The organism is Samsonia erythrinae, assembly GCF_004342665.1.
Classification (GTDB): domain Bacteria; phylum Pseudomonadota; class Gammaproteobacteria; order Enterobacterales; family Enterobacteriaceae; genus Samsonia; species Samsonia erythrinae.
In genome coordinates this window covers 960,275-984,618 of record NZ_SMBY01000001.1, presented here as the reverse complement: position 1 = coordinate 984,618, position 24,344 = coordinate 960,275, and the positions used below count along the sequence as shown (strand labels likewise).

At 53.7% G+C, this 24,344-nt stretch carries 20 protein-coding genes; 15 read left to right on the top strand and 5 right to left on the bottom strand.

Going from position 1 to position 24,344, the window contains the following annotated elements:
• Nucleotides 1-431 precede the first annotated feature (431 nt).
• Nucleotides 432-1,535, top strand: coding sequence for a 4Fe-4S binding protein (locus EDC54_RS04400; protein ID WP_132453560.1), 1,104 nt, complete (start codon nucleotides 432-434; stop codon nucleotides 1,533-1,535).
• 51 nt (nucleotides 1,536-1,586) lie between these two features.
• Here EDC54_RS04400 and icd read toward each other — a convergent pair whose 3' ends face one another.
• On the bottom strand, nucleotides 1,587-2,840 hold the full coding sequence (gene icd, locus EDC54_RS04395; protein ID WP_132453558.1) for an NADP-dependent isocitrate dehydrogenase: 1,254 nt from the start codon (nucleotides 2,838-2,840) through the stop codon (nucleotides 1,587-1,589).
• 131 nt (nucleotides 2,841-2,971) lie between these two features.
• Here icd and rluE point away from each other — a divergent pair, with 131 nt between their 5' ends.
• The 8 genes from rluE (at nucleotide 2,972) to EDC54_RS04355 (ending at nucleotide 11,125) form a co-directional block, all read left to right on the top strand.
• Complete coding sequence (rluE, locus tag EDC54_RS04390) at nucleotides 2,972-3,598, top strand: 23S rRNA pseudouridine(2457) synthase RluE (RefSeq protein ID WP_165904268.1); 627 nt, start codon at nucleotides 2,972-2,974, stop codon at nucleotides 3,596-3,598.
• A complete protein-coding gene (locus tag EDC54_RS04385; RefSeq protein WP_132453554.1) occupies nucleotides 3,591-4,037 on the top strand; it encodes an NUDIX hydrolase in 447 nt (148 codons plus the stop codon). The genes rluE and EDC54_RS04385 overlap by 8 nt, the downstream gene beginning before the upstream one ends.
• A 135-nt stretch (nucleotides 4,038-4,172) precedes the next feature.
• Complete coding sequence (mnmA, locus tag EDC54_RS04380; protein ID WP_132453552.1) at nucleotides 4,173-5,279, top strand: tRNA 2-thiouridine(34) synthase MnmA; 1,107 nt, start codon at nucleotides 4,173-4,175, stop codon at nucleotides 5,277-5,279.
• 2 nt (nucleotides 5,280-5,281) lie between these two features.
• Nucleotides 5,282-5,920: a high frequency lysogenization protein HflD gene (hflD, locus tag EDC54_RS04375; RefSeq protein ID WP_132453550.1), complete on the top strand. Its 639-nt coding sequence runs from the start codon at nucleotides 5,282-5,284 to the stop codon at nucleotides 5,918-5,920.
• 206 nt (nucleotides 5,921-6,126) lie between these two features.
• Nucleotides 6,127-7,497 (top strand): adenylosuccinate lyase, encoded by a 1,371-nt coding sequence (gene purB, locus EDC54_RS04370; protein WP_132453548.1) that lies wholly within the window; start codon nucleotides 6,127-6,129, stop codon nucleotides 7,495-7,497.
• Between the two features lie 242 nt (nucleotides 7,498-7,739).
• A complete protein-coding gene (phoP, locus tag EDC54_RS04365) occupies nucleotides 7,740-8,429 on the top strand; it encodes a two-component system response regulator PhoP (protein WP_132453546.1) in 690 nt (229 codons plus the stop codon).
• Nucleotides 8,426-9,880 carry a two-component system sensor histidine kinase PhoQ gene (phoQ, locus tag EDC54_RS04360; protein ID WP_132453544.1) on the top strand — a complete coding sequence of 485 codons (1,455 nt, stop codon included), beginning with the start codon at nucleotides 8,426-8,428 and terminating at the stop codon, nucleotides 9,878-9,880. Before phoP ends, phoQ begins: the two co-directional genes overlap by 4 nt.
• Nucleotides 9,881-10,003: 123 nt before the next feature.
• Nucleotides 10,004-11,125: a ribosomal protein uL16 3-hydroxylase gene (locus EDC54_RS04355; protein WP_132453542.1), complete on the top strand. Its 1,122-nt coding sequence runs from the start codon at nucleotides 10,004-10,006 to the stop codon at nucleotides 11,123-11,125.
• A gap of 56 nt (nucleotides 11,126-11,181) precedes the next feature.
• Here EDC54_RS04355 and pepT read toward each other — a convergent pair whose 3' ends face one another.
• Nucleotides 11,182-12,414 (bottom strand): peptidase T, encoded by a 1,233-nt coding sequence (gene pepT / locus EDC54_RS04350; protein ID WP_132453540.1) that lies wholly within the window; start codon nucleotides 12,412-12,414, stop codon nucleotides 11,182-11,184.
• Between the two features lie 365 nt (nucleotides 12,415-12,779).
• On the opposite strand from pepT, the gene potA reads away from it, so the two are divergent.
• The 4 genes from potA to potD all read left to right on the top strand — a co-directional run bounded on the left by potA (nucleotide 12,780) and on the right by potD (nucleotide 16,641).
• Complete coding sequence (gene potA / locus EDC54_RS04345; RefSeq protein ID WP_132453538.1) at nucleotides 12,780-13,895, top strand: spermidine/putrescine ABC transporter ATP-binding protein PotA; 1,116 nt, start codon at nucleotides 12,780-12,782, stop codon at nucleotides 13,893-13,895.
• Entirely contained in the window at nucleotides 13,879-14,739 is an 861-nt protein-coding gene (gene potB, locus EDC54_RS04340) for a spermidine/putrescine ABC transporter permease PotB (protein ID WP_132453536.1), read from the top strand. Before potA ends, potB begins: the two co-directional genes overlap by 17 nt.
• Nucleotides 14,736-15,512: a spermidine/putrescine ABC transporter permease PotC gene (gene potC, locus EDC54_RS04335; RefSeq protein WP_132453534.1), complete on the top strand. Its 777-nt coding sequence runs from the start codon at nucleotides 14,736-14,738 to the stop codon at nucleotides 15,510-15,512. Before potB ends, potC begins: the two co-directional genes overlap by 4 nt.
• An 85-nt stretch (nucleotides 15,513-15,597) precedes the next feature.
• The gene (gene potD / locus EDC54_RS04330) at nucleotides 15,598-16,641 is read left to right on the top strand and encodes a spermidine/putrescine ABC transporter substrate-binding protein PotD (RefSeq protein WP_132453532.1); all 1,044 of its coding nucleotides are present in this window, start codon (nucleotides 15,598-15,600) and stop codon (nucleotides 16,639-16,641) included.
• 141 nt (nucleotides 16,642-16,782) lie between these two features.
• On the opposite strand, the gene prc is transcribed toward potD, so the two are convergent.
• The 3 genes from prc to EDC54_RS04315 all read right to left on the bottom strand — a co-directional run bounded on the left by prc (nucleotide 16,783) and on the right by EDC54_RS04315 (nucleotide 20,107).
• Entirely contained in the window at nucleotides 16,783-18,798 is a 2,016-nt protein-coding gene (gene prc / locus EDC54_RS04325) for a carboxy terminal-processing peptidase (RefSeq protein ID WP_132453530.1), read from the bottom strand.
• A gap of 19 nt (nucleotides 18,799-18,817) precedes the next feature.
• On the bottom strand, nucleotides 18,818-19,516 hold the full coding sequence (gene proQ / locus EDC54_RS04320) for an RNA chaperone ProQ (protein WP_132453528.1): 699 nt from the start codon (nucleotides 19,514-19,516) through the stop codon (nucleotides 18,818-18,820).
• Nucleotides 19,517-19,600: 84 nt separating this feature from the next.
• Nucleotides 19,601-20,107: a GAF domain-containing protein gene (locus EDC54_RS04315; protein ID WP_132453526.1), complete on the bottom strand. Its 507-nt coding sequence runs from the start codon at nucleotides 20,105-20,107 to the stop codon at nucleotides 19,601-19,603.
• Nucleotides 20,108-20,391: 284 nt separating this feature from the next.
• On the opposite strand from EDC54_RS04315, the gene yebS reads away from it, so the two are divergent.
• Nucleotides 20,392-21,669 (top strand): membrane integrity lipid transport subunit YebS, encoded by a 1,278-nt coding sequence (gene yebS, locus EDC54_RS04310; protein WP_132453524.1) that lies wholly within the window; start codon nucleotides 20,392-20,394, stop codon nucleotides 21,667-21,669.
• Entirely contained in the window at nucleotides 21,659-24,292 is a 2,634-nt protein-coding gene (locus EDC54_RS04305) for a PqiB family protein (protein ID WP_132453522.1), read from the top strand. The genes yebS and EDC54_RS04305 overlap by 11 nt, the downstream gene beginning before the upstream one ends.
• Nucleotides 24,293-24,344: the final 52 nt, after the last annotated feature.

Here is a 24,344-nt window from a genome sequence, read left to right as displayed (position 1 = left end):
GGCTTTGAGTTTCTTCTCGTCCATATTCTGCCTGTCTCCGCTATTGGCGTGAACATATCAAAAACAGGCAATTACACAATTTAAATTACAGTCTCTACCCTTTATTTATCATCGCATGGGTGCCCGACGTTTAGCCATCACGCCCAGTCTTTATTGTGCCATACCGCCACGCACGACAACCCTATTGGCTAACGGTGTTGCTTTATTTCCAACCGTCAGATATTGCGCCCAATGCCTTGTACATCGCTCTGATTTACCGTGAAACAAGGCGCTTTCTGTCTCCGCTTTCTTATAAAAATCCCAAAAACCAACAAACATGCATTTGTAATACACAAATCAATTTTTAATTACCTGCCGCGTGATAACGTTTTTTAACCCTTTCTTCCGTAACTCGCAGTCGGATGAAAAAATAAACGGAGCCTGTAAGAATAATGAGCGAGGAAATAAGAAAGCGATGGCAGCGTCGTCCCGGCACAACGGGCGGTAAACGTCTTTGGCATGACTGGCGTAACGCTCTGACCTGGCGCAGAGCAACGCAAATTCTGCTGCTGGCGATCAACATCTATATTGGCGTCACTTTCTATTTCTGGGTGCGTTACTTTGAAACCGGCGGCGCGAGCGTTTATTTGCCAAGACCGGGCGGTATTGAAGGTTGGTTACCGATAGCCGGGCTGATGAACATCAGGTTTACCTGGGAAACCGGCACCCCTCCTCCGGTTCACCTTACCTCAATGCTCTTACTGCTCGCCTTTATAACAATCAGCCTGTTGCTGAAAAAATCGTTCTGCTCATGGTTGTGCCCCATCGGCACACTTTCCGAGTGGCTGGCGGCGCTGGGGGGAAAAATCTTTGGTCGCCACTTCACCCTGCCGATATGGCTGGACAGACCACTGCGTAGCCTGAAATACCTGCTATTGAGTTTTTTTCTCTACATCGCGCTGTCGATGCCGGCTCAGGGCATTTATATGTTCCTGATGTCGCCCTACGGTCTGATCGCCGACGTCAAAATGCTGGGGTTTTTCCGTAACATTGGCACGATCACGCTGGTTTGCGTAGGCATTTTGGTCTTTTCCAGCCTGTTTATACGCCGCTTCTGGTGTCGCTATTTGTGTCCTTACGGCGCTCTGCTGGGCGTGTTTTCACTGCTTTCTCCCTTCAAAATCCGCCGCAACCCGACAAGCTGCATAGATTGCGGTAAGTGTGCCAAAGCCTGTCCTGCCAATATACCGGTAGATAAGCTTATTCAGGTAAGAAACGCAGAGTGTACCGCCTGTATGACCTGTATCGAATCCTGTCCGGTGGCGTCGACACTCCATTTTTCGCTGATCAACCCCTCAGGTTCACAAACCGGAGACAGCGCCAAACCGCTATGGCGAGAAACCGCCTTGTCCGGGATTGCGATGACGGTGTTGGTGCTCGGTATCCTTTTTGGCATCATCGGCTTCGCAATGTACATCGGCGGTTGGGACAGCCCGATCCCCGAACAGATATACTTCCGGCTTATTCCCGGTTCACAGAGCATTGGTCACCCATAAAGAAAAAGGGGCCAAATTGGCCCCTGATGTGCATCTACGCTAAATAGCGGATTACATGTTATCGATGATGTCCTGCGCAAACTCGCTACATTTCCGCAGCTTAGCGCCTTCCATCAGTCGTTCGAAATCGTAAGTCACGGTCTTGTTCTTGATCGCGCCTTCAACGCCCTTAACAATCAGGTCAGCCGCTTCGAACCATTGCAGGTGACGCAGCATCATTTCAGCAGACAGGATAACAGAACCTGGGTTCACTTTATCCTGACCGGCATATTTCGGCGCCGTACCATGCGTGGCTTCAAACAGTGCACATTCGTCGCCAATGTTCGCGCCCGGCGCAATGCCGATACCGCCGACCTGTGCCGCCAATGCATCAGAAATATAGTCACCGTTCAGGTTCATACAGGCGATCACATCGTATTCAGCAGGACGCAGCAGAATCTGTTGCAGGAATGCATCGGCGATCACGTCTTTTACCACAATATCTTTGCCGGTTTGCGGGTTCTTGATTTTCACCCAAGGTCCGCCGTCAATCAGCTCACCGCCGAACTCTTCGCGCGCCAGCTGGTAGCCCCAGTCTTTAAACGCGCCTTCGGTGAATTTCATGATGTTGCCTTTGTGCACCAGCGTGACGGAATCGCGATCGTTGGTGATGGCATATTCAATCGCGGCACGTACCAGACGTTTGGTGCCCGCTTCAGAACAGGGCTTCACGCCGATGCCGCACTGCTCAGGGAAACGGATTTTGTTAACGCCCATTTCTTCACGCAGGAATTTGATCACTTTATCTGCTTCAGCAGAACCCGCTTTCCACTCGATTCCGGCATAAATGTCTTCAGCGTTTTCACGGAAGATCACCATATCGGTCAGCTCTGGCTGCTTAACCGGGCTAGGTGTACCTTCGTAGTAGCGTACCGGACGCAGGCAGATATACAGATCCAGTTGCTGGCGCAGCGCCACGTTCAGAGAACGAATACCGCCGCCAACCGGCGTCGTCAACGGGCCTTTGATCGCCACGCGATATTCACGGATCAATTCCAGCGTTTCTTCTGGCAGCCAGACATCTTTGCCATAAACCTGTGTCGATTTTTCACCCGTGTAGATTTCCATCCAGGAAATCGCGCGCTTGCCCTGATAGGCTTTTTTTACCGCAGCGTTTACCACGTTGATCATCGCAGGCGTCACATCAACGCCAATGCCATCACCTTCGATAAATGGAATAACCGGGTTGTCTGGAACAACCAGTTTACCTTTGGCATCAACCGTGATCTTCTGACCTTCTGTCGGTACAACTACTTTGCTTTCCATTAACCTCTCCTTCGAGCGCAATTTTGTTAATGACTTGTAAGATGCGTGTCAATACTACTTGAATATTAAGTCCACGCCAATCGCAAACCATTTCGAGTATAATGCTTTTGTTATCCGCGACGATAAAGATGATGAATAAATTCCCTGTTAAAAATCACAAAGTTAAACGATTCAGCTCACCATCAACGAAAAAAAAGCTGCCTGACAACGCGCCGCGCCGAATTGTTTTGTTCAACAAACCCTTCAATGTGTTGCCGCAATTCACTGATGAAGCCGGACGCCGCACGCTGAAAGATTACATTCCGGTTAGCGGTATTTATGCCGCTGGCCGTCTGGATCGCGACAGCGAAGGCCTGATGATTCTGACCAACGACGGCAAACTTCAGGCGCGACTGACGCAGCCAACGCAAAAAACGGCGAAGACTTATTATGTTCAGGTCGAAGGGATTCCTGACGACGCCGCGCTGGCGCGTTTTCGTTGCGGTCTGGAACTGAATGACGGCAAAACGCTGCCCGCCGGTGCCGAGATTGTACCGGAGCCCTCTTGGCTGTGGCCGCGTAATCCGCCCATACGCGAACGCAAAAGCATCCCTGACTGTTGGCTAAAAATCACGCTGTATGAGGGTCGCAATCGGCAAGTGCGCCGTATGACGGCCAATATCGGCTATCCTACACTGCGTCTGATTCGCTACGGTATGGCTAATCAGACGCTGGAAAACCTGTTACCCGGAGAATGGAAGGAGATAGCGGATGTTTAAACCCCATGTAACCGTGGCCTGTGTGGTTCAGGCCGAAAACCATTTTCTGGTCGTCGAAGAGTTGATTAACGACAAGTTATTGTGGAATCAGCCCGCTGGCCATCTGGAAGCCGACGAAACGCTGATTCAGGCCGCCAGTCGCGAGTTGTGGGAGGAAACCGGCATTCAGGCCACACCGCAGAGTTTTTTACGTCTTCATCAATGGATCGCCCCCGACAGCACGCCTTTTTTGCGCTTTTGTTTTGCGCTCGATCTGCCTGTCCGGGTCGACACCCAGCCGCACGACAGCGACATCGAATGTTGCCGCTGGCTGAGCGCCGAGGAGATTCTTCATTCTCGTCAACTTCGCTCGCCGCTGGTGGCCGAAAGTATTCGCTGCTATCAGCAGCCGGAACGCTATCCGTTAACCGTACTGGGCGCGTTCAACTGGCCTTTTTAAGCAGATTGCGATTCCTGCCAGACGCGCGCCCCATCCCCGGCAGGAATAGCGATGCAGCGTTCAGTTCAACATGCTAAAATATGCCGCTTGTTTTTCGCATCAATGCGTCAGTAAATTTCAGTTCGTGAGATCTCCATGTCAGATAACAGCCAGAAAAAAGTGATTGTCGGTATGTCCGGCGGTGTTGACTCCTCCGTTTCCGCTTACCTGTTACAACAGCAGGGCTATCATGTTGAAGGCCTGTTCATGAAGAACTGGGAAGAGGACGACGACACGGAATATTGTTCAGCGGCCACTGACCTTGCCGATGCGCAGGCCGTTTGCGACAAACTGGGTATCGAACTGCATACCGTCAACTTTGCCGCCGAATATTGGGACAACGTTTTTGCACTCTTCCTTGAAGAATATAAAGCGGGCCGTACCCCCAATCCCGATATCCTGTGCAATAAAGAGATCAAATTCAAAGCCTTTCTGGAATTCGCCGCCGAGGATCTCGGCGCGGACTATATCGCGACAGGCCACTACGTTCGTCGACAAGACGTTGACGGAAAGAGCCGTTTGCTGCGCGGCATGGACGGCAACAAAGACCAGAGCTATTTCCTCTATACGCTGAGCCATGAACAGATCGCCCAGAGCCTGTTTCCGGTCGGCGAGCTGGAAAAACCGCAGGTGCGCAAGATTGCCGAAGAACTTGAACTGGCGACCGCGAAAAAGAAAGATTCCACCGGTATCTGCTTCATCGGCGAACGTAAGTTTACCGATTTCCTGGCACGTTACCTCCCCGCGCAACCGGGCCCGATTCTGTCCGTCGACGACAACAAACCGATGGGACAACATCAGGGGCTGATGTACCACACGCTGGGGCAGCGCAAAGGTCTGGGCATCGGCGGCGTCAAAGACGGCGGTGAGGATCCCTGGTACGTGGTGGATAAGGATGTCGCCAACAATATTCTGTATGTTGCGCAGGGGCACGAGCACCCTCGCCTGATGTCTTACGGCTTAATCGCGCAGCAGCTACACTGGGTCGATCGTCAACCGTTAACCACCGAATTACGCTGTACGGTGAAAACCCGTTACCGTCAGGGGGATATCCCCTGCACCGTCACGCCACTTGGCGACGACCGCATCACCGTGCGTTTTGATGAACCCGTCGCGGCGGTTACGCCGGGTCAGTCCGCCGTCTTTTATCTGGACGATGTGTGTCTGGGCGGCGGCATCATTGAAGAACGTATACAGGAGTAACCGTGGCTAAGAACTATTATGAAATCACGCTGGCGCTGGCAGGCGTTTGCCAATCGGCGCAGCTGGTCCAGCAGTTGGCGCACACCGGGCACAGTAATAATGACGTTCTGTATACCTCGCTGAACAGCATCTTAAACGTCAACCCGACGTCCACGCTGGCCGTTTATGGCAATGATGAGCAAAACCTTAAAACGGGGCTGGAGGCGTTACTCGGCATTCTGAACACCAGCAGCAATAAGGGCGCGGGCGCAGAATTATCACGCTATGCTTTCAGTCTGATCGCGCTGGAGCGCAAGCTGCATTCGAAATCCGCCGCGCTTGACGAACTGGGGACCCGCATCGGGCAATTGTCGCGGCAACTGGAACACTTCGAGCTGCTTTCCGACACCATCGTGAGCGCGTTGGCGGCGATTTACGTCGATATCATCAGCACGTTAGGGCCGCGTATTCAGGTGACGGGTTCGCCGGAGGTGCTGAAAAACCCTCAGGTACAGGCGAAAGTCCGCGCTGCGCTGCTGGCCGGTATCCGTTCTGCCGTGCTGTGGCAACAAATCGGCGGTGGCCGCTTACAGCTGATGTTTTCACGCGGCCAGTTAGTCAAGGAAGCGAAGCAGATTTTGGCGCGCTGCGCATCCGTTTGATGCTATTCTTGCCGCATCAGATTGTCTCGCGTCCACGCGTGATGCCAGACGCGAAGGGTTTGGCTCCGCATCATGGTCGCGGCGGTTAAGCCAAACCGTGCCTGAAGCCGACGATGATTGAAGTGCGTTATTATTGAAACTCATTGTTTTTGAAAATTGTTATTGAAACTCATTGTTATTGAAACTAATCCCAGGAGTTGCTTGCGATGGAATTATCCTCACTGACCGCCGTTTCCCCTATCGATGGACGCTACGGCGATAAAGTCAGCACATTGCGCACCATATTCAGCGAGTTCGGTTTACTGAAATTCCGTGTGCAGGTTGAAGTCCGTTGGCTGCAAAAACTGGCCGCCTGCGCAGAGATCCAGGAAGTTCCTGCATTTGACGCTGACGCAAACGCTTTCCTTGATAACATCGTCGCCGAATTCAGTGAACAAGACGCCGCACGCATTAAAACTATCGAGCGTATCACCAACCACGACGTGAAAGCCGTTGAGTATTTCCTGAAAGAAAAAGTGGCGCAGATCCCGGCGCTGCATGCGGTTAACGAGTTCATTCACTTCGCCTGCACTTCCGAAGACATCAATAACCTGTCCCACGCGCTGATGCTGGACACCGCGCGGCGCGATGTCATCCTGCCGCACTGGCGTCAAATCATTGACGCGCTGAAAACGCTGGCTCAGGAATATCGAGATATCCCGCTGCTTTCCCGTACCCACGGTCAGCCCGCCACGCCGTCAACCATCGGTAAAGAGTTCGCTAACGTGGCCTACCGTATGGAACGCCAGTATCGCCAACTGCAACAGGTTGAGATTTTAGGTAAAATCAACGGCGCGGTTGGTAACTATAACGCCCACATTGCCGCCTATCCGGAAGTTGACTGGCACGCGTTCAGCGAAAGCTTCGTTACCTCTCTCGGCATCAACTGGAACCCTTACACCACGCAAATCGAGCCGCACGACTACATCGCGGAATTATTCGATTGCCTCGCGCGTTTCAACACCATTCTGATCGACTTTGACCGTGACATCTGGGGTTATATCGCCCTGAATCACTTCAAACAGAAAACCATTGCGGGCGAAATCGGCTCATCCACCATGCCGCATAAAGTTAACCCGATTGACTTCGAAAACTCAGAAGGCAACCTGGGGCTGGCGAATGCCGTGCTGGCGCATCTGGCCAGTAAACTGCCGGTATCCCGCTGGCAGCGCGACCTTACCGACTCCACCGTGCTGCGCAATCTGGGCGTCGGCGTCGGCTATGCGCTGATTGCGTATCAGGCTACGCTGAAAGGCATTAGCAAGCTGGAAGTGAACCGTGACCATCTTGCTGACGAATTGGATCATAACTGGGAAGTGCTGGCAGAACCGATCCAGACGGTCATGCGCCGTTACGGTATCGAAAAGCCGTATGAAAAACTGAAAGAACTGACGCGCGGGAAACGCGTTGATGCCGCCGGTATTCAGGCGTTTATCGACGGGCTGCAACTCCATGAAGCGGAAAAAGCGCGTTTGAAAGCGATGACGCCTGCCAACTATCTTGGCCGCGCTATCGCCATGGTCGATGACTTGAAATAACCGTTCTGGCGCGTTCGCGCACCCTCTCTGGCGGGCAACCGGCCCGCCAGCCTTAGTCTCTGCCCTAACATTTCCCGCCCGTTTATTCTCGGTTTATTTCCGCTGTGGATAATTCAGCACAACAAAATAAACTATTTTCCTTACCTATAATTATGCTACATAGAGGCGATTTCGATGAAAGACAGGGTGCATGAGATCATTGTGATACACGTCGCCATTTCTGTTCGACAGAGGATATAACGATGCGGATTTTGGTCGTTGAAGACAATGTATTATTACGTCACCATTTGACTGTGCAAATGAACGAAATGGGGCATCAGGTTGACGCGGCATCCGACGCCAAAGAAGCCGACTATTTTTTGCATGAAAATATGCCCGACATCGCTATCGTCGATCTTGGTCTGCCCGATGAAGACGGCATGAGCATGATCCGCCGCTGGCGCACTCATCAGGTCAAGCTCCCTATTCTGGTCCTGACCGCGCGTGAAGGCTGGCAGGACAAAGTGGCAGTGCTGGAAGCAGGGGCAGATGATTACGTCACCAAGCCGTTTCATATGGAAGAAGTGGTCGCGCGCCTGCAGGCGCTGATGCGCCGTAATAGCGGGTTAGCGTCGCAAATCATCAACCTGTCCCCTTTTGAGATCGATCTGTCGCGGCGCGAGCTGATGATTCACGGTTCACCGATCAAACTGACCGCGTTTGAATACACCATCATTGAAACGCTGATCCGCAATAAAAGTAAAGTTGTCAGCAAAGAATCGCTGATGTTGCAGCTATACCCTGATGCAGAACTGCGGGAAGGCCATACCATAGATGTGCTAATGGGAAGGCTGCGCAAGAAAATTCAACAGGCAAATGGCCCCGATGTCATCACGACGGTGCGGGGTCAAGGGTATCGTTTTGATATTGAAACATCTGCAAATGCTGTATGAGTGATAAAAAACAGCCCGTTTCGCTGCGTTTTCGTTTTTTATTAGCAACGGTCGTTATCGTGTTGGCCCTGTCGCTGGCTTATGGCATTGTCGCGATCATCGGCTACAGCCTCAATTTCGATAAAACGTCGTTCCGTCTACTGCGTGGGGAAAGCAATCTCTATTACAGTCTGGCGCAATGGCGTGATAACCATCTTGATATCGTCACACCACCCGATATTGATATCAACTTCCCTACGCTGGTATTGATTTATGATGAAAACGGCAACGTGCTGTGGCGTGAGAAGCATGTCCCTGAGCTGGAAGCGCTGATAAAGCCGGAATGGCTAAGTCGGACGGCCTATCACGAGCTGGATACCGACAGCAATACCAGCAGCGCCGTCTTAACGGGCAACGCCTTATTACTGAATAGCCTGCGGACGATGGAAAGCGCGCATGATGATGTGCTAACGCACTCTATCGCCGTTAACGTTTACCCCAAGACCGAGCACCTCCCCTCCATTACGATTGTCGTGGTCGACCGTATCCCACAGGAGCTGCAACAGGAAGATATGGTCTGGGAATGGTTTAGCTATGTTTTGCTCGCCAACCTCCTGCTGGTGCTTCCTCTTCTTTGGCTCGCCGCACACTGGAGTTTGCGTCCTATTCAACATCTGGTTAAACAGATTGCCGAGCTGGAACAAGGCACTCGCGAACAGTTGGATGAAAAACCGCCGGGTGAATTGTACAGTCTGGTGAAAAACCTGAACATCCTGCTCAATAACGAACGCCAGCGTTATCATAAGTACCGTACAACGCTCACCGACCTCACCCATAGTTTGAAAACGCCGCTGGCGGTTTTGCAGACAACCCTGCGCGCGCTGCGTACCGGTAAGGAACTGACTATCGATCAGGCGGAGCCTATCATGCTGGCGCAGATTAGCCGCATATCCCAACAGATAGGCTATTACCTGCACCGAGCCAGCATGCGCGCTGAACATAATCTCTTAATACGCGAGGTTCACTCGGTTTCCGCACTGCTGGACAGCCTGTGCTCCGCGCTCAATAAAGTGTATCAGCGCAAAGGCGTGGTGATAACGCTGGATATTCCGCCAGAGTTAACTTTCGTCGGCGAGAAAAATGACTTTATGGAAGTGATAGGCAATATTCTGGATAACGCCTGCAAATACTGTCTGGAGTTTGTTGAAATCAGCGTGCAGTATTCCGATCACAAACTGCATCTGATTATTGATGATGACGGTCCCGGCATTCCCGAAAGTAAGCGTGACATGATTTTTCAACGCGGCCAACGCGCCGACCGTATGCGTCCGGGACAAGGTATTGGCCTTGCCGTGGCCGTCGAAATCATCGAACAATATCAGGGAGAAATCCTTGTCGGCGATAGTGCGCTGGGCGGTACCCGCGTCGAGGCCATCTTCTCGCGCCAGAATGTGGGTCAGCCTGAAGGGTGAAAATGCGGCGATCAGCCACATGAAGCATTTCGTGTATACTTGCCTCCAAGATACTGATTGTTTCAAGAAAGTCATGTCTTAAGAACGGTTATTTCCTCAAAACACGAATTTCTGGGAAACAATATGGACTATCAGCTCAATCTCGACTGGCAGGATTTTCTGGCGAACAACTGGCAAAAACGTCCGCTCCTGATTAAACAGGGTTTCACTCATTTTGTTGACCCGATTTCACCGGACGAACTCGCCGGACTGGCATTAGAAAATGAAGTGGATAGCCGGTTAGTCAGCCATCAGAATGGGCGCTGGCGGGTCAGTCACGGTCCTTTCACCAGTTACGATCACTTAGGGGAAAGCAACTGGTCGCTGCTGGTTCAGGCCGTCGATCACTGGCATGAACCCTCTTCTTCCCTGATGCAGCCTTTCCGGAAACTGCCGGACTGGCGTACCGATGACTTGATGATCTCATTCTCTGTTCCCGGCGGCGGCGTGGGCCCACACCTCGATCAGTATGACGTGTTCATCATTCAGGGCACAGGGCGTCGCCGCTGGCGCGTCGGTGAAAAAACGCCGCTGAAACAGCACAGCCCGCATCCCGACCTGCTCCAGGTCGATCCTTTTGACGCCATTATTGATGAAGAGCTGATGCCGGGCGATATCCTGTATATTCCGCCGGGTTTCCCGCACGAAGGCTATTCGCTGGAAAACTCGCTGAACTATTCGGTTGGTTTCCGTGCGCCGAATGCGCGCGAGCTGGTGAGCGGCTTTGCTGATTATGTGCTTGCCCGTGATCTTGGCAGCTATCGCTACAGCGATCCCGATATCCCGCCCCGCCAGCATATGGCCAGCGTATTGCCGCAAGAGCTGGATGCGCTGCAAAAAATGATGTGGGATCTGGTGCAACAGCCGGAACAGTTCCAGAACTGGTTTGGCGAATTTATTTCCCAATCCCGTCATGAGCTCGATCTGTCCCCGCCCGAGCCGCCTTATCAAGCTGGCGAGGTCTATGAGTTGCTGCAACAGGGTGAAACCCTGCGCCGCCTGGGAGGCTTGCGGGTGATCTGCGTCGGGGAGAGCTGCTTCGTTAACGGCGAGAAGATAAACAGCCCGCATCACGCGGCGCTGCTTGCCTTAGCAGAGCACATGAGCCTCAATGCGGAGCAGTTAGGCGATGCGCGGGAAGATCCTGCTTTTCTGGCGCTGCTCACGGGGCTGATTAACAGCGGCTATTGGTACTTTGCCGATTAAGGCGAAACCATCACTGTAGGCGGGGACGCCCCCGCCTTATCAGCACCAGCCATCGCTTACGGCTTTGCGCGCTGCGCCGTCAATTCGGCAATACGCATCACCACAGAAACCGCTTTTTCCATGCCTTCCAACGTGACGAATTCATGTTTGCCGTGATAGTTGTAACCCCCGGTAAACAGATTGGGGCACGGTAGCCCCAGAAATGACAGATGAGCGCCGTCAGTACCGCCGCGGATCGGCTTGATATTCGGCTCAATGTCGCAATCCCGCATCGCCTGCTGCGCCAACGCGATGATGTGAGGATGCTGCTCGACCTGCTCACGCATATTGTAATAGGTATCGGTAATCGTGACTTCAATATAGCAGTCCGGATGCAGCCCTTGACCGACCTTCTCGGCAATATCCACCATCGTCTGTTTGCGCGCTTCAAAACCGCTACGGTCAAAATCCCGCACGATATAATGCATCTCCGCCCGTTCCACCGACCCTTTCATGTTGTGAAGATGGTAGAAGCCCTGATAGCCCTCCGTCCGTTCCGGCGTCGCGTCCTGCGGCACATGCTGATGATAACGGGTCGCCAGCGTCAGCGCGTTCACCATCACATCTTTGGCGCTGCCGGGATGCACATTGTTGCCCACAATTTTCACCTGTACCGAGGCGGCATTGAAGTTTTCATACTCCAGTTCGCCGATCCCTCCGCCATCCACGGTGTAGGCCCACTGCGCGTCGAACGCTTTTACATCAAAAAACTGCGCGCCTTTGCCTATCTCTTCATCGGGCGTAAAGGCGATCCGGATATCGCCGTGCGGCGTTTGGTTTTTCTTCAGGCGCACCAGCGCGGTGATGATTTCCGCGATCCCGGCTTTATCATCGGCCCCCAGCAGCGTTTTGCCGTCGGTGGTAATCAGCGTATGGCCAAGCAGTTGATGCAGCACCGGAAACATGACGGGAGACAGCACCTCATCCCCGTTTCCCAACGCGATATCACCACCACGATAATTTTCCAGAATCTGTGGACGAACATTTTTGCCGCTAAAGTCCGGCGAGGTATCCATATGTGCAATAAAGCCTATCGTCGGTACCGACCAGGCCACATTCGCCGGAAGCGTTGCCATCAGGCACCCTTGCTTGCTCAGCACCACCTGTTCAAACCCCAGCTCCATCAATTCTTGTTGTAACGCGTGCGCCAGTTTCAACTGGCCGTCGGTGCTCGGCACTTTCCGAACACCAGACTTGGATTGTGTATCAAACGATACGTAGTTTAAAAATCTGTCGAGTAATTTATCCATTATGTGCCCCCTGAACCTGAGTGGCATTATGGATAGGGCTATCACGGCAGATATTGCGTCAGGTCAGTTTTTGCCGATTTAACGAACCGCACTGGCAGAATTCGATGCGTAAAAAAGCGGCGGCATCACGAAAGATATCCACATAAAGTAACAATTAGGAAACATACTGATTGGAAGATTGACTGAATCACCGGCAGTTCGCACCCGATTGGCAGGAAGCGGGCTCACACAAGTTGGCGTGAAGCAGCGTTTCCCGTAAAATGCCGCCCTTAACTGCGCACGCTGGCTGAAAGGTGATAACCCTTGGCACGATCGCAACGGAGATGCCGTTGATCTGCCAAACCAGGAAATGAGCTATAACCTTAATGAAAGAAAACTCCCTGAATGTGCCGGTCGTTGAACTGCTCAACGCCCACAAGAGCTTTGATGGCAAAGACATCATTTCACATTTTAATCTCACCATTAATCACGGTGAGTTTCTGACGATCCTCGGGCCGTCCGGCTGTGGTAAAACCACCGTGCTGCGCCTGATTGCAGGCCTGGAAACGGTCGATAGCGGCCAGGTTATGCTGGAAAATCAGGACATCACCCACCAGCCCGCCGAGCACCGGCACATCAATACCGTATTTCAAAGTTACGCTCTGTTTCCTCATCTCAGCGTGTTCGATAACGTTGCGTTTGGCCTGCGAATGCAGAAAACGCCCGCCGCGGATATTGCCCCGCGCGTGACGGAAGCGTTGAAAATGGTGCAGTTGGAAGCATTAGCGCAGCGCCGCCCTCATCAATTATCCGGTGGCCAGCAACAGCGCGTCGCGATCGCCCGCGCCGTGGTGAATCAGCCGAAAGTGCTGCTGCTGGATGAGTCCCTGTCCGCGCTTGATTATAAACTGCGTAAACAGATGCAGAACGAATTGAAGGCGTTGCAACGCAAACTGGGCATCACCTTTATTTTCGTTACGCACGATCAGGAAGAAGCGCTGACCATGTCTGACCGCATCGTGGTGATGCGCGACGGACATATAGAGCAAGACGGCACGCCGCGTGAAATTTACGAAGAGCCTAAAAATCTGTTTGTTGCCAGCTTTATCGGCGAAATCAATATCTTTGATGCCGTCGTACTGGCGCAGTTGGACGAACAGCGGGTACGCGCCCGCGTAGAAGGCCACGAGTGCGTGCTTACCGTCGGCTTTCCGGTGAATGTCGGCCAGCACCTCAACGTGCTGCTTCGCCCGGAGGATTTACGCGTGGAGGAAATCAGTGACGGCGCGCGGGCGGAAGGCATGGTGGGCTATGTACGCGAGCGCAATTATAAAGGCATGACGCTGGAGTCCAGCATCGAACTGGAAAACGGCAAGATGGTCATGGTCAGCGAATTTTTTAACGAAGACGACCCCGATTTCGATCACTCGCTCAACCAGAAGGTTGCCGTCACCTGGGTGGAAAGCTGGGAGGTCGTGCTGCACGATGAAGACGCCGCGTAAACGCTTTCAAAATATCATTATCACTATTATCGTCGCCTGGCTGGTGCTGTTTGTTTTTCTCCCCAACCTGCTGATTATCGGCGCCAGCTTTCTGACGCGTGACGACACCCGCTTCATCAGTCTGGTCTTCACGCTGGAAAACTACACGCGACTGGCCGACCCGCTTTACGCGTCTGTGCTGCTGCATTCGCTGAATATGGCCGTTATCGCCACGCTCTGCTGTTTGCTGCTAGGCTATCCGTTCGCCTTTATTCTGGCCCGACTGCCCAGGAAAATTCAGCCGCTGATGCTGTTTCTGCTGATTGTGCCCTTCTGGACTAACTCGCTGATCCGCATTTACGGCCTGAAAATTTTTCTGAGCACACGCGGGCATCTGAATGAATTTCTGCTCTGGACCGGCCTTATCGATAAACCGCTGCGGATTATGTACACCTCCGAAGCGGTGATCCTCGGTCTGATCTATATCCTGTTGCCTTTCATGGTGCTGCCGCTGTATTCCAGTATTGAAAAGCTCGATAAATCCTACCTTGAAGCCGCACGCGATCTGGGGGCCAACAAGTGGCAAACCTTTATTCGCGTCGTGATCCCGCTCACGATGCCCGGCATTATCGCCGGGTGTCTGCTGGTGCTTCTGCCGGCGATGGGGCTGTTTTTCGTCGCCGATCTGATGGGGGGAGCGAAGAATTTGCTGATCGGCAACGTGATAAAAAGTCAGTTTCTTAACATCCGCGACTGGCCGTTTGGCGCCGCAACCAGCATCTGCCTGACGTTAATCATGGGCATATTGCTGTTTATTTACTACCGTACAGCCCGCCTGTTGAATAAAAAGGGGGAGCTGGAATGACCGGACGCCTGCTGCGTGGTGGATTCATGTCCATCATTTACGCTTACCTTTACATCCCGATTGTCATTCTGATCGTGAATTCCTTTAATCAGGCACGCTTCGGCATCAACTGGCAAGGCTTCACGCTGGACTGGTATCGCCTGTTACTGAACAACGACAGTTTGCTACAGGCGGCAAAGCATTCACTGACGATGGCCGTGTTTTCCGCGACTTTCGCGACGCTTATCGGCGCGCTCACGGCAGTCGCGCTGTATCGCTACCGGTTTCGCGGCAAGCCTTTCGTCGGCGGCATGCTGTTTGTGGTGATGATGTCGCCGGATATTGTGATGGCAATCTCGCTGTTGGTGCTATTCATGCTGTTGGGGATCTCGCTGGGATTCTGGTCGTTGCTCTTTTCCCACATTACGTTCTGCCTGCCGTTCGTGGTCGTCACGGTTTATTCGCGTCTGAAAGGTTTTGATGTGCGAATGCTGGAGGCCGCGCGCGATCTGGGCGCCAGTGAAGTCATTATTCTGCGCAAGATCATTCTACCGTTGGCGATGCCGGCCGTCGCCGCCAGTTGGCTGCTCAGCTTCACGCTCTCGATGGACGACGTGGTGGTTTCCTCGTTTGTCACCGGGCCGGCTTATGAAATCCTGCCATTGAAAATCTACTCAATGGTGAAGGTCGGGGTGTCGCCGGAAGTCAACGCGTTAGCGACTATCCTGCTCGTTTTGTCGCTTGGGCTGGTGCTCAGCAGTCAGTTGATTTTACGTGACCGTACCGGAAAATAAGGTCGCCGTGCCGGCGATGATAGTAATGTTCATGCCTGTCTGCATCAGACCGGTATTTCCTTTGGGACTGTAAGGGGTAAACATCATGAAAAAGTGGCCACGCCTGCTGGCAGCCTGTGCGATAGCATTTGGCATCAGTACCGCCAATGCCAGCGACAACAAAACGCTCTATTTCTATAATTGGACCGAATACGTGCCGCCGGGCCTGTTGGAACAGTTCACCAAGGAAACCGGCATCAAGGTGATCTACTCCACCTACGAATCCAATGAAAGTATGTACGCCAAGCTGAAAACTTATCAGGACAGCGCGTATGACCTCGTCGTGCCTTCGACCTATTTCATCGCCAAAATGAGCAAAGAAGGCATGCTGCAAAAAATCGATACCAGCAAGCTCAGCAATTTTCATCATCTCGATCCGAACCTGCTGCATAAATCTTTCGACCCGAATAATGACTATTCGATTCCCTATATCTGGGGCGCCACGGCGATCGGCATCAACAATGAGGCGCTCGATCCTGCCAGCGTCACAAGCTGGGCCGATCTGTGGGATAAAAAGTATAAAAACAGCCTGCTGCTGACGGACGACGCGCGTGAAGTGTTCCAAATCGCCCTGCGTAAGCTGGGGTATTCGGCTAACACGACCGACCCCAAAGAGATTGAGGCCGCTTATCACGCGCTACAGACGCTGATGCCGAACGTGCTGACGTTTAACTCAGATAACCCCGGCAACCCGTTCATGGAAGGGGAAGTCAATCTGGGCATGGTGTGGAACGGCTCCGCCTATGTGGCGCGTCAGGCGGGGACGCCGTTGGAGGTCATCTGGCCGAAAGAAGGCGGCATCTTCTGGATGGACAGTCTGGCTATCCCGGCTAACGCCAAAAACGTCGACGGCGCGATGAAACTGATTGATTTCCTGCTACGCCCGGAAGTGGCGGCGCAGGTTGCCGAAACCATCGGCTATCCGACGCCGAATCTGACCGCAAGAAAACGCTTGCCGCCGGAAGTGGCAAACGACAAAACGCTGTACCCGGATGAGGATATCATCGCCAAAGGCGAATGGCAGAATGACGTCGGCAGCGCCAGCACGCTGTACGAAACCTATTTTCAGCAGCTAAAAGCCGGTCGTTAATCACGCGCTTAGTAATACACCTTCGTTGAATCATGGCGGCTTCCTTATCGGAAGCCGTTTTTCGTATAGAGAAAAGCGCCCTGTCGGATAAACCAGACAGGGCGCTTGATAATCTCAGATGACCAGAACGGTGTTAGCGTATTACTCTTTCTGTTCCTTCGCCAGATCGCGGGCGATTTTTACCGTTTCATCCAGATAAGGATCGGGCGCCTGATAGTCTTTTGGCAGATCGTCCAGCGATTTGAGTGGTTTCTTACCTTCTCTCGCCAACCGGTCGTTAATCCGCTTCAGTCGCATCGCTTCATCATCGTCATTCTCTTTTTCGCGCTCGGCGAGATTGAGTGACACAATGTTGCGCTTGTCCTTCATTGCGTTATAGCGGGCAATGTCCTGTGCGACATACTGGAACTCAGGATCCTGCGCGATACGCACCTGATGGCGCTCATTCAGCTCACCAATCAACGGCTTCAGAACGCTGCTTTTCGTATACCTGGCCGCTTTAATACTGTCCCAGGGCAGCGCGTTATCCTCAAATTTCTCACCGGTATCGACCGTTTCAGTGCCGGTTGGCATCATCACGTCAGGCGTCACGCCCTTCATCTGCGTACTGCCGCCATCAATACGATAAAATTTCTGAATGGTGTACTGCACGGAACCCAGCGCCGGCCAGTCAGGCCGCAGCATCTGATCGTAGATCCGATTCAGGGAACGGTATTGCTGTACCGTACCTTTACCAAAGGTCGGTTCTCCGACAATCAGCGCCCGACCATAATCCTGCATCGCCGCGGCAAAAATTTCAGAGGCTGAAGCGCTGAAGCGATCGACCAGCACCACCAGCGGGCCTTTGTAATACACAATGCCGTCGGTATCGCTGTCTTCACGCACCTTGCCATTGTTATCGCGGACCTGCACCACAGGGCCGCTAGGAATGAACAGGCCAGAGAGCCCTACCGCCTCCGTCAGCGCACCGCCGCCGTTGGCACGCAAGTCGATGACGATACTGCTGACGTTCTGTTTCTCCAGTTTCTGGATCTGAACTTTTACGTCATCCGTCAGGCCGACATAGAACCCCGGGATATCCAGCACGCCGACTTTATCTTTACCCACCGTCTTAACGGACATCTTCACCGCGCGGTCTTCAAGACGAATACGTTCGCGCGTCAGCGTGACGATACGGGTTTTTGTCCCTTTACCGGCAGGAAGAATTTCCAGCCGCACCTTACTGCCTTTCGGCCCTTTGATCAGCGCGACCACATCGTCCAGACGCCAGCCGATCACATCGACCATCGGTTTACCGCTTTGTCCTACGCCGACCACTCGATCGCCAACGGTAATGTTCTTACTTTTCGCCGCCGGACCGCCGGGCACCATGGAGTTGATCACGGTGTAGTCGTCATCCGCCTGTAATACCGCGCCAATCCCTTCAAGCGACAGGCTCATTTCAGTATTAAACTGTTCGGTATTGCGGGGGGACAGGTAACTGGTGTGCGGATCGATTTCACGCGCAAACGCATTCATGACGAGTTGAAAAACATCTTCACTGTTGCTCTGCGCCAGACGACGAATGGCAAACTGATAACGCTTAGTCAGCGTCTCTTTAATCTCTTTATCATCTTTACCGGTCAGCTTCAGGTTGAGCCAGTCATACTTCACCTTGGCATCCCACAGACGGTTGAGTTCATCCACGTTCTGCGGCCAGGGGGCTTTACTGCGATCGAGCTCGAACGTATCGCTGCCTGTCAGATCCACCGGTTTATCCAACCGCGACAACGCATATTGAAAACGCTCAAACCGCCGCTTCTGCGCCAGATTGTACAGCGCGTAAGGCACGTCCAACTGACCGGACTTCAGCGCGTCGCCCAGTCGGGCTTTCTGCCCGGAAAACTGCGCGACATCAGAGGCCAACAGCACATTGTGACTGTAGTCCAGCATGTTGAGATAGCGGTTAAAAATTTTCTCGGAAAATGACGCGTCGAGCATAAATTGGCGATAATGAGAACGCAGGAAACGTGAAGCGACCCTGTCGCTGACCGTTGCATGTTGCGGTTCCTGATGCATCTGCGGAATTTGCTCAACGCGCGTAATATTTTCATTCGCAAAACTTGAGCCCGCCAGCAGCAGGCCTGCAACGGCGGTGATTCTGACTAAGTTGTTCATGCCCAGGTTGGCCTCCGTATCAGAACTGCAAATGTTCTGCGCGCACAATCATCGCCAACCCGGAAGCCAACTGCACTCTGACTTCGCCTTTGGCAATTTCAAGCACGGTGGCATCCATGGCGTCTTTGCCGGCTCTGACTTTGATTTCCTGACCGATTTGCAGTTTGGAAACATCCGTAACCGCTACCCGTTGACGCGTATTGTCGGCAGGTTTTGTCTGACGAGGCTGAACATTCGCAGATGGCTTGGCAGCAGGCTTGCGCGGCGTATTATTCGCGCCATCGCGGCGCGGCGCACGTTTCTGAGCCGGACGAGGCGCACGTGCCGTTTCCGCCGATTCTCCGGCAGCTTCACGTTTTTTCGCCTGCTGTTCGGCACGCTGGGCCTGAACTCGCGCTTTCGCTTCTTCCAACTGTTTGCGGGCATGTTCGACATGCTGCTGTTCCAGCTCGCCACACGGATTGCCATCCAGATCGACACGCTGAGCGCCTAATTTCACGCCGTACAGATATCGCCAGCTTGACGTATAAAGACGCAGCGCAGAGCGCAGTTGCGTTTTACTGACGTTATCAGACTCCGATACGCGCTCAACAAGATCTTGAAAAATACCGATCTTTAACGGACGCGTTTCACCTTCAGTGGTGAAACAAAGCGGGAACCGCTCTGCCAAAAAGGCAATGACTTCTTTACTACTGTTCAACTTAGGTTGATTTTCCATGAAATTTCCTGATTACAACGGGTTTGCCAACCAGCGCGGGCATGAACAGGCGTCATTATAATGACGCCATCGGCAATTGCCACGTTAACCTTGTCTCAACGTGAGAGAATTGATGAATGTCATCACATCGCTCGCTTCCAGTTGCTCACAAAGTACGCGCACGACGGCCTTCAGCCCTGCTTCGTCGTCTGCGTCAAAGCGCTGATAAAGCGTGCTGTCAATATCCAGCACGCCAATCGTTTGTCCGTTGACGACAAGCGGCAGTACGATCTCAGCATTGCTTGCGGCATCACAGGCAATGTGGCCGGGGAAGGCATGGACATCGTCCACGCGCTGTATGCGGTTTTCAGACACCGCCGTGCCGCATACGCCCTTACCGACCGGAATACGGACACAGGCGACTTTGCCCTGAAACGGCCCCAGAAAAAGCGTCTCGCCGTCCCGCAGATAAAACCCTGCCCAGTTAACGCCATCCAGACGTTCAAACAGCAGCGCGCTACTGTTTGACAAAATCGTGATAAAACGGTCTTCTCCCGCGATGAGCGATGACATATCGCGGATCAGATCCTGATAAAACGCGTGTTTATTCATAAAATAATCGTTGTCTTTTCAAAACAGTTTTGATGATCACACACTGACTGCATCAGCATCGGTGACAGCATGCCACAAGATGCGCGCCTTCGCGCGGAGAATCATTCACGTCACCCGACACTTATCGCGCATATCGTGCTATTCCCCCTTTCAGGATAACATTGGTCAGGGCGCAGTCTTTTATGAATTTATCATTCAGTTAACCTTCGGTTACACTGAATAGCTGTGCATACGTTATCAAGCGCGGAAATGGGACTCGCCACCGATCATCAGGCCGCAGGAAAATGAAAATACACCACATCGCCAGCCCTGCGCCGTCTCACGCGCCCCAACCGCCGCTCGCAGAGCGCGCGTCATCCCCCTTGCGGATGCCAGATCGTTATCACCGTTGTCCGGAATGCGATGCTTTTTTTGCGCTTCCGGCGCTGAAACGAAACCAGACCGCAAACTGCCCGCGCTGCGACGCCAAAGTCAGTTCAGGCCGCGACTGGCCGATTTCACGCCTTGCAGCCATGGCCGCCGCGATGCTGGTGCTGATGCCCTTTGCCTTCACCGAACCCCTGATCAGTATTCGCCTGCTTGGCGTTACCATCCATGCCAGCCTGTTTGAAGGCATTTGGCAAATCACCCGTCAGGGGCACCCGGTGACGGCAAGTATGGTCGCCTTTTGTACCGTTGGCGCGCCCCTGACGCTGGTTTTTTCTCTGCTGTACCTGTTTTTTGCCCCGCGTATCGGCATGAATCGACGACCGATTCTGCTGATTCTGCACCGGCTGAAAGAGTGGATGATGCTGGATATCTATCTGGTCGGAATGGCGGTCGCGGCGATCAAAGTCCGCGAATTCGCGGAGGTTCAGGTAGGCATCGGACTGGTTGCCTATCTGGCGCTGACGACATTAAGCGTGCTGACGCTGATTCATTTGAATACCGACCAACTCTGGCAACGTTTCTATCCGCGCCTGAAACCGCTGATGACGCCGAATCGCTATCGCGTCTGCCTTGCCTGTCATTTCACCAGCGCGCCTGACCACCTGGGACGCTGTCCCCGCTGCCACCTCCCTCTGCGCTTGCGACAGCGGCAAAGCCTGCAAAAATCCTGGGCGGCATTGATTGCATCCGTGATTTTATTGATCCCCGCCAACCTGCTGCCCATCTCGATTATTTATGTCAACGGCGTCCGCACGGAAGACACGATATTTTCCGGTATCCTTTCACTCGCGTCGGGCAATATTCCGGTTGCGTTAGTGGTTTTTATCGCCAGTATTTTAGTGCCTTTTACGAAAGTGATTATCCTGTTCTGGCTACTGGTGAGTATTCATATCAGGACGGAAAATCGCCTGATGCTGCGCATGAGCATGTTGCGCATCACCCGTTGGATTGGTCGCTGGTCTATGCTCGATTTATTTGTGATTGCGCTGACGATGTCGCTGGTCAATCGCGACCAATTACTCGCTTTTACCATGGGGCCTGCTGCCTTCTACTTTGGCGCAGCGGTCATTCTCACTATCCTTGCCGTTGAATGGCTGGATAGCCGACTGATGTGGGATAACAATGCAAGATAATCTGTCCGGGTCACCGACCAAAGCGACCGTGAAGAACAAGCGTCGCCTGTCTCCATTTTGGCTACTGCCGCTCATTGCGCTGCTGATTGCCGGGTGGCTGGTTTATACCAATCAGCAGGAGCGCGGCGCGACGGTCACGATTGATTTCGTCTCTGCTGACGGCATTGTCGCCGGCCGCACGCCGGTGCGCTATCAGGGGGTGGAAGTCGGTACGGTACAAAACATCACCCTCAGCGACGATCTGCGAACAATACAGGTTGAAGCCAGCATCAAAAGCGATATGAAAGACGCGTTGCGCAGCGGCACGCAGTTCTGGCTGGTCACCCCAAAGGCGTCGCTTGCCGGGGTTTCAGGGCTGGATGCGCTGGTGGGCGGCAACTACATCGGCATGATGCCCGGCTCAGGCGATCCGCAGGAACACTTTTCCGCGCTGGATACGCAGCCGAAATACCGTGTCAACACCGGCGAATTATTGATTCATCTGCATGCGGACGATCTCGGTTCACTCAATACCGGCTCACTGGTTTACTACCGTAAAATTCCGGTGGGGAAAGTCTACGACTATACCGTCTCTCACGATCGCCACGGCGTCATGATTGATGTGTTGATTGAACGTCGCTTCACGCATTTGGTGAAAAAAGACAGCCGCTTCTGGAATGTGTCCGGCTTGAGTGCCGACATCAGCGCCGGCGGCGCGAAGGTCGAAATGGAGAGTCTGGCGGCGCTGGTCAACGGCGCGATTGCGTTCGATTCGCCGCAAGAGAGCGATGACGCCGGCGCCGAACAGTCCTACCGCCTCTATCCCGACCTGGCCCAGAGTCAGCGCGGTGTGCAAATCACGCTGGATTTACCCTCCGGCGACAACCTCTCCGCCGGGCGCACGCCGCTGATGTATCAGGGGTTGGAAGTCGGCACGCTGAATAACATCACGTTAAACCCGGCGGATGGCAAGATCGGCGGGACATTAATCATCGATCCCTCCGTCGTGTCGCTGATGCGGGAAGGCACGCGTATCGAACTCAGCAAGCCGCAGCTTTCCCTCAGCGACCTGAACGTTTCACGCCTGCTGAGCGGCCCCACGCTCACGCTCATCCCCGGAGACGGCGAACCGCGACAACATTTTGAGGTGTTGGACAGCGCCCAGCAACAGCTCGCCCAGCCCGGCGCCGTTTCCCTCCAGCTTACCGCCGCACAAAGCTATGGCATCGACCGCGGTCAGCCTGTGCGACTGCATGGGGTGCAAATCGGTCAGGTGGTGAAGCGGACGCTGGACGAACAGGGCGTCAGCTTTGTGGTGGTGATCGATCCTCAGTATCGTCAGCTGTTACACCGCGACAGCAAATTCATCGTTAACAGCCGTGTGAATGTCAAGATGGGGTTGGACGGCATTCAGGTACAGGGCGCCAGCGCGCAGGAGTGGCTCAACGGCGGTATTCAGGTATTGCCGGGCAGCAAAGGCGACATTCAGCCACGCTACCCGCTGTTCAGCGATAGCGAAAAAGCAGAAGAAGGCATTCGCGGCTCCACCCCCTCGCCCACGCTGACGCTGGTTACCGATAGCCTGCCGGATATTCAGGACGGTTCCATCGTGCTATACCGAAAATTCCAGGTGGGCGAAATCATGCGGGTACGGCCCAAAGCGGAGACCTTTGAAGTCGATGTCTATATCCGCCCGGAACACCGCAAGCTGCTGACGGAAAACAGCGTGTTCTGGGCCGAAGGCGGCGCGCGCGTGCAGTTGAATACCTCCGGCCTGACCGTGCAGGCATCCCCGCTCAATCGGGCGCTGAAGGGGGCAATCAGTTTTGACAATCTGGAAGGCGCGCCCGAAATTAAAGGCGGCAAACGCGTTCTGTACAACAACGAAACGGCGGCGCGGGCGGTGGGCAGTCGCATTATTCTGCGCACCTTTGACGCCAGTAAACTCGCGCCGGGGATGCCGATCCGCTATCTGGGTATCGATATCGGCCAGTTGGATTCGCTGAAGCTGTCCGAACAGCGTAGCGAAGTGCTGGTGCAGGCCGTGCTCTACCCGGAATACGTGCGTAATTTCGCTCGGTCTGGAACGCGCTTTTCGGTCGTCACCCCGGAGATTTCCGCCGCCGGCGTCAACCATCTGGAAACCCTGTTCCAGCCTTATATCAACGTCGAACCGGGCAATGGCCGCGTGACGCGCAGTTTTGAACTGCAACAGGCCACCATTTCGGATTCTCGCTATCAGGACGGGCTGAACATCAGCGTGGATGCGCCGGAAGCAGGCGCATTGCAGGTGGGTACGCCGGTGCTGTTCCGCGGTATTGAAGTGGGCACCGTCACCGGGCTGTCGCTGGGCGTGCTTTCCGATCGCGTCGCCGTGGCGCTGCGTATCAGCAAACGCTATCAACATCTGGTGCGCGACAATTCCGTCTTCTGGCTAGCCTCCGGCTACAATTTGGAATTCGGTCTGACGGGCGGCGTGGTGAAAAGCGGCACCTTTCAGCAGTTCATCCGCGGCGGTATCGCTTTCGCCACGCCGCCCAGCACGCCACTCGCACCGACAGCTCAGGAAGGAAAACATTTCCTGTTGAGGAACGAAGAACCCAAAGAGTGGCGACAGTGGGGAACGGCCATCCCAAATCATTAGCACTCAGGGCGGCAATCGCCGCCCTCTCGTTTTTACCCGATGCGCGAAAGAT

Bases quoted from the DNA above. Each gene is read 5' to 3' on its own strand.
- EDC54_RS04305 (WP_132453522.1), top strand. From the start codon at position 21,659: ATGCAAGATAATCTGTCCGGGTCACCGACCAAAGCGACCGTGAAGAAC.
- phoQ (WP_132453544.1), top strand. From the start codon at position 8,426: ATGAGTGATAAAAAACAGCCCGTTTCGCTGCGTTTTCGTTTTTTATTA.
- EDC54_RS04315 (WP_132453526.1), bottom strand. From the start codon at position 20,107: ATGAATAAACACGCGTTTTATCAGGATCTGATCCGCGATATGTCATCG.
- yebS (WP_132453524.1), top strand. From the start codon at position 20,392: ATGAAAATACACCACATCGCCAGCCCTGCGCCGTCTCACGCGCCCCAA.
- pepT (WP_132453540.1), bottom strand. From the start codon at position 12,414: ATGGATAAATTACTCGACAGATTTTTAAACTACGTATCGTTTGATACA.
- potA (WP_132453538.1), top strand. From the start codon at position 12,780: ATGAAAGAAAACTCCCTGAATGTGCCGGTCGTTGAACTGCTCAACGCC.
- proQ (WP_132453528.1), bottom strand. From the start codon at position 19,516: ATGGAAAATCAACCTAAGTTGAACAGTAGTAAAGAAGTCATTGCCTTT.
- icd (WP_132453558.1), bottom strand. From the start codon at position 2,840: ATGGAAAGCAAAGTAGTTGTACCGACAGAAGGTCAGAAGATCACGGTT.
- potC (WP_132453534.1), top strand. From the start codon at position 14,736: ATGACCGGACGCCTGCTGCGTGGTGGATTCATGTCCATCATTTACGCT.
- EDC54_RS04400 (WP_132453560.1), top strand. From the start codon at position 432: ATGAGCGAGGAAATAAGAAAGCGATGGCAGCGTCGTCCCGGCACAACG.
- rluE (WP_165904268.1), top strand. From the start codon at position 2,972: ATGAATAAATTCCCTGTTAAAAATCACAAAGTTAAACGATTCAGCTCA.
- prc (WP_132453530.1), bottom strand. From the start codon at position 18,798: ATGAACAACTTAGTCAGAATCACCGCCGTTGCAGGCCTGCTGCTGGCG.
- purB (WP_132453548.1), top strand. From the start codon at position 6,127: ATGGAATTATCCTCACTGACCGCCGTTTCCCCTATCGATGGACGCTAC.
- mnmA (WP_132453552.1), top strand. From the start codon at position 4,173: ATGTCAGATAACAGCCAGAAAAAAGTGATTGTCGGTATGTCCGGCGGT.
- phoP (WP_132453546.1), top strand. From the start codon at position 7,740: ATGCGGATTTTGGTCGTTGAAGACAATGTATTATTACGTCACCATTTG.
- potD (WP_132453532.1), top strand. From the start codon at position 15,598: ATGAAAAAGTGGCCACGCCTGCTGGCAGCCTGTGCGATAGCATTTGGC.
- EDC54_RS04385 (WP_132453554.1), top strand. From the start codon at position 3,591: ATGTTTAAACCCCATGTAACCGTGGCCTGTGTGGTTCAGGCCGAAAAC.
- EDC54_RS04355 (WP_132453542.1), top strand. From the start codon at position 10,004: ATGGACTATCAGCTCAATCTCGACTGGCAGGATTTTCTGGCGAACAAC.
- potB (WP_132453536.1), top strand. From the start codon at position 13,879: ATGAAGACGCCGCGTAAACGCTTTCAAAATATCATTATCACTATTATC.